The organism is Brunnivagina elsteri CCALA 953, from assembly GCF_002289455.1.
Lineage (GTDB): Bacteria > Cyanobacteriota > Cyanobacteriia > Cyanobacteriales > Nostocaceae > Brunnivagina > Brunnivagina elsteri.
In genome coordinates this window covers 1-4,552 of the sequence record NZ_NTFS01000476.1, presented here as the reverse complement: position 1 = coordinate 4,552, position 4,552 = coordinate 1, and the positions used below count along the sequence as shown (strand labels likewise).

Here is a 4,552-nt window from a genome sequence, read left to right as displayed (position 1 = left end):
CCTCATTTCTTGACAATAGTCTTGTAGGCTGAAACCCTTGATATCTCTATGTTTTCAGACTTAACGGGAAAAGTCAGATTTACTTTTTAGTCGCTTGCTATCGCAAACTCTGAGGTTCCCAGGGGAATTGAAATTCTTGCCTAAGTTCATAAAATGGGCAAGTGTTGACTCCTTTAGAGCGGAAGATTTGGAAACATATCTTGGTAAAGATGATAAAGTATTTGAATCCTTAGTTGAAAAAACAGCAAGAGAAGTTGGAAAAATTGCGATTGAGTTAACAGCCAAAGATTATCATGATGCAAAAGAATTACAAAATTTTGCTATTTTATTGATTGATTATGCACTAGAAAAAGCGAAAGTACAAAAGTCTGAATGGCTTAACTATCGTAAGGCTTTATTGCTCAATCAATTGGGAGAGTTAGAAAAATCTCAACAACTCTTGATTTCCTTTGTTAAACAGAAACGCGATGATTTTTGGGCATGGGAAGCACTTGCTAAAGTTTTAGAAACTTCCGATCCTGCACTTGCTTTAGCTCTTTATGCGAAAGCTTGCTTAACTTGTAGCAATCCAAATTTTGGTGTTAGCGTTTTCGAGAATTTGAGCCGATTGGCAGTACATCAAGGTAAAGAACAACTAGCTAAATGGTCTGCCAAAGAAGCTTTCACGATTCGTAACCGGAATCAATGGAAAATCCCTCAGTCACTTCGTAACCTATTAAATACTTCCTGGTATACTCATGCAGAAAATCTATCTAATCCAGAAGAAGTATTAGAAAGTATAGCTTCTGATGCAGAAAGGGTTATTTGGTCAACTTGTCCACGCTATTATGCCAATTATCTTGGTACTTTTACCAGTAAAAACGACAAGAAAATGGTTAAATTTGGATTAGTTTCTCATGGAGAATCTGAAGAACTTGTTAGCCCAGTGCGAGGACTGCTAAAGAATTTACATCTTACGCTTGGCGATCCTGTAATAGTCACTGTCGATCGGAGCAACGAACGCTCAACTATTGTCGTTATTGAAAAACGCTTTTCAGGTAAAGCCTTTGATAATATTCTTCATAAATGTGGTCAGTTTTGTCTCAAACAAGGTGGTTTTGGTTTTGTCGATGATGTTTATGTTCCCCGTGAATTGGCTGGTCAGTTGGAGGATAGGCAAATGGTCAACCTTGCTGTAATGAAGAAATTCGATAAAAAGAAAAACCAATGGGGATTGACTGCGATTGCCATACTTGATGAACAGAGAAAATCTTTACAAATACATCAAAAAAACAACAAAATTGACCTATTGGTGATTAAGCCACTACAAATAAATATAACCAACGATACTCAGAACGGTTAAAAATTGGACTTATCAAAGTGCTATTAGCGTTTATCAGGAGCGCTTTTGGCTAATATATAACCCGTAATAACATACGATGTGCGATCGCACAAATTTCAAACCCTAATTCCCCATTTCCAATATTTCTGGAACCGTCACAAACCGATAACCCTTCTCTTTCAATCCTTGAATTATTAAAGGTAAAGCTTGTACGGTTCTGCGTCTGTCCCCTCCACCGTCGTGCATCAGCACGATTCCACCGGGTTTGGCATCCCGCAATACGTTTTTAATAAACACTTGATATTTTGCTTTTGGATCGGTGTCTGCGGATGTTTGCGACCACATGACTACAGCATAATTTTGACTTTTTGCATAGCCTGCTAATCCATTATTTAAATAACCACCTGGTGGACGAAACAAAGTTGTTTTTACCCCCGTTGTTTTGTAAATCAAATCCGCAGTGCGCTCGATTTCGCTTTTTGCTGTTGCTGCATCCATCTGCTTGTACCAATGGTGAAAAGTGTGATTTGCGATCGCATGTCCATCTTCCACAACTTGCCTGCCAATTTCGGGGTTTTCTTGCAACGCTGTCCCTACCCAAAAGAAAGTTGCTTTCACACCATTTTGTTTGAGAATGTCCAACATCTTTGGTGTAGTTTCTTTCCAAGGACCATCATCAAAAGTTAGGGCAATGACTTTCTCATTATTTGGTACTTCGACTTTAGATAGGGTTTTTCCCTGGAATTTCGCTGGAGGATTGAAGCTTAGATTCTGCGTTATTGGTTTTGGGGATGGAGTGCTAGCTGGAATATTCCCAGATAATACCTGACCTTTTTGTGTGGGATTTGCGGATTTATTGAGCGATCGCTCTTTTGTATTGGTGTCACTACATGCCGTAATACAAGAAATTGCTAGTCCCAGGACAAAACCCCGATACACCATATAGTTTTTGACTCCAGCCATGAACTTACCCATTTACCTAATCCTTTCTTTATCTAGCCCTCCGACGATGCGATAATCTGGAGCAGTCGCTGCGCGATGCTAGAGAGTACACACCTTACGGCGATCGCATTTTAAACAAATTTTAACCTTGTTACAGATATATTACATACTTAAAATCCAACTCCCGCAAGCTTTTTTTGATAATCTCAAAAAAATTTTCCCCAACCCCTTGCACTCCTTGTAGCACAAATGTAGGACAGTCGTAACGAAGCAAAAAACAAGCGCTTCAAATCAAATTGAAAAATGTATTGTTATAACAGTTATAAATTGTTGAATGATTCTATTTTATCTGGATATTTATTTGATAAGTAATAACTTCTATACCTTTAGACTGATGCTTAAATAAATATATTTATCAGAAAATCAGCCTATTGATTGATTCGCTATAAGGCATTTTTTTTGTAAAACATTAATAGACAATACTTCAATTAGTGTGATATTCACAAATAGCAATCAAATACCTAAAGTTAGAACTTCGGCTAGTCGATTATATTTTGTAATCATAATACTTATTCTAGTATGATGCTAGCTTGATTTCTAAATTGATTGCCTTATGAGAGTTCTCAAAAACTAATTCTAATAATTGCTGACTGAATTTACTACTGATATTTCTAATCACAGTAGTTTGTAATGCTTAAAAAGAGCTTCTTACTTGGTGAACGCTAAAGTGGGAGAACATCGCAATTACTATTAGCAATGAGAATAAATATTTAGGTATTTTTTTGATTTTTAAACTACGAGAGAAGATTCAATGAAAATGTTTACTTTTGTTTTATCTATATTACGTCCAGTTCGTTATCTAATTGTAATTGCAACTTGTTCTTTATTACTGTTTTCAAATGCATTTCCAGCTTTTGCAACTGAAAGCTATCAAAGTGATTTAAAAGAAGGTGAAACACAATTACTAGAAACGCAACGTCTTACAGATGAAGTTTCGAGAATGGCTCCTGGTCAACCTAATTTAAAACAGACCCAGGAGCGAGCTAATAAGGGTTTAAATGAGGTTCAGGGTGATGCTGATATTGACAAAATGAAACGTCCTAGTAATTCTCAAGATGCGGTAAGTGTAGAAGGTGAAGTAAATAGTTTTTTGAAGAAAGTCACAGGTAATAAGTAGTTTTCATTAGTATTTTCGATATTAGTTTGGCTAAGTAGTTTGAGTCATCTACTTACTAATTCAAAGATAGCTTCAGATTCTCGATTTTTTAAGTCGGGAATCTGACTTTTATCTGATTTTTCTGAAATGCCTTGATGATATATTAATGGAACATCCTAATATTATTTTTTATTTATCTTTATGGTGGTAATACTTCCTTTGATTGATGTTTATTAGTGCTGGAATTAGTTCAATTAGATAAGGAAACATAGTTTAGGACAAATTAGCAATGCGTAGATTAAATATCGGTTTGAGCGAAGAGCAGCGTCAAGGTGTTATTGATCTATTAAATCAAGATTTGGCAGATGCTTATCTACTACTCGTTAAAACGAAGAAATATCATTGGGATGTTGTTGGACCTCAGTTCCGCAGTCTACACCAGCTTTGGGAAGAACATTATCAAGCACTTACTGAAACAATTGACTCGATTGCTGAACGGGTTCGTGCTTTGGGTGGTTATCCTGTTGGCACTATGGAAGGATTTTTAAAGCTGGCATCTCTGAAAGAACATTCTGGTAATGTTCCCATTGCGACTGAAATGGTAGCTCGTTTGGTAGACGATCATGAACAAGTTATTCGTAATTTTCGCGAACATATAGATCAGTGCAGCAAAAAATTTCATGATGAGGGTACTTCTGACTTCCTGACTGGAATTATGGAAGGACATGAGGAAATGGCTTGGATGTTGCGATCGTTCATCGAAGGGCAGGCTTTACAACCAGATGGGAAGCAAGTTAATGAAGCTATTCACGCACCTGTTAGTGTCTAGTTTGGAATAATAAGTAAAGATATATTTAATCATTTCTTTACTAACAGGTTGTTTATAAAGTAAAGCTTCAGAACTTATTTATAGGTTCTGAAGCTTTACCTATTGACAAAAGATATAATTTTAATCTTTCGTCTACGGATAAAAAAATAAGATTAGCTAAAAATCCTATTTTTGCGTCTAATTCATAAACTAAGCTTTTTGTCCATTTAGTTTTATTAATTTTATATCCCACATTCCGCACCCTAACTGTCACACATCAACAAAATATTGGGAAAGTAGTATATAAAACCTACAAGCAAGGCAT

General features: G+C 36.1%; 4 protein-coding genes. 3 read left to right on the top strand and 1 reads right to left on the bottom strand.

Annotation, left to right across the window (positions count from 1 at the left end; all coding sequences use genetic code 11):
* Positions 1–136 precede the first annotated feature (136 nt).
* A complete protein-coding gene (locus tag CK510_RS26710; protein ID WP_095724546.1) occupies positions 137–1,342 on the top strand; it encodes a DUF7017 domain-containing protein in 1,206 nt (401 codons plus the stop codon).
* A gap of 102 nt (positions 1,343–1,444) precedes the next feature.
* Here CK510_RS26710 and CK510_RS26705 read toward each other — a convergent pair whose 3' ends face one another.
* Positions 1,445–2,296, bottom strand: a complete 852-nt coding sequence (locus CK510_RS26705) for a polysaccharide deacetylase family protein (protein ID WP_245912451.1) — start codon at positions 2,294–2,296, stop codon at positions 1,445–1,447.
* 778 nt (positions 2,297–3,074) lie between these two features.
* Between CK510_RS26705 and CK510_RS26700 the strand changes: the two genes are divergently transcribed.
* Both CK510_RS26700 and CK510_RS26695 read left to right on the top strand, forming a co-directional pair.
* Entirely contained in the window at positions 3,075–3,440 is a 366-nt protein-coding gene (locus tag CK510_RS26700; protein WP_095724545.1) for a hypothetical protein, read from the top strand.
* Positions 3,441–3,708: 268 nt separating this feature from the next.
* Positions 3,709–4,248 (top strand): Dps family protein, encoded by a 540-nt coding sequence (locus tag CK510_RS26695; RefSeq protein ID WP_095724544.1) that lies wholly within the window; start codon positions 3,709–3,711, stop codon positions 4,246–4,248.
* Positions 4,249–4,552 lie beyond the last annotated feature (304 nt).

Bases quoted from the DNA above. Each gene is read 5' to 3' on its own strand.
- CK510_RS26705 (WP_245912451.1), bottom strand. From the start codon at position 2,296: ATGGGTAAGTTCATGGCTGGAGTCAAAAACTATATGGTGTATCGGGGT.
- CK510_RS26700 (WP_095724545.1), top strand. From the start codon at position 3,075: ATGAAAATGTTTACTTTTGTTTTATCTATATTACGTCCAGTTCGTTAT.
- CK510_RS26695 (WP_095724544.1), top strand. From the start codon at position 3,709: ATGCGTAGATTAAATATCGGTTTGAGCGAAGAGCAGCGTCAAGGTGTT.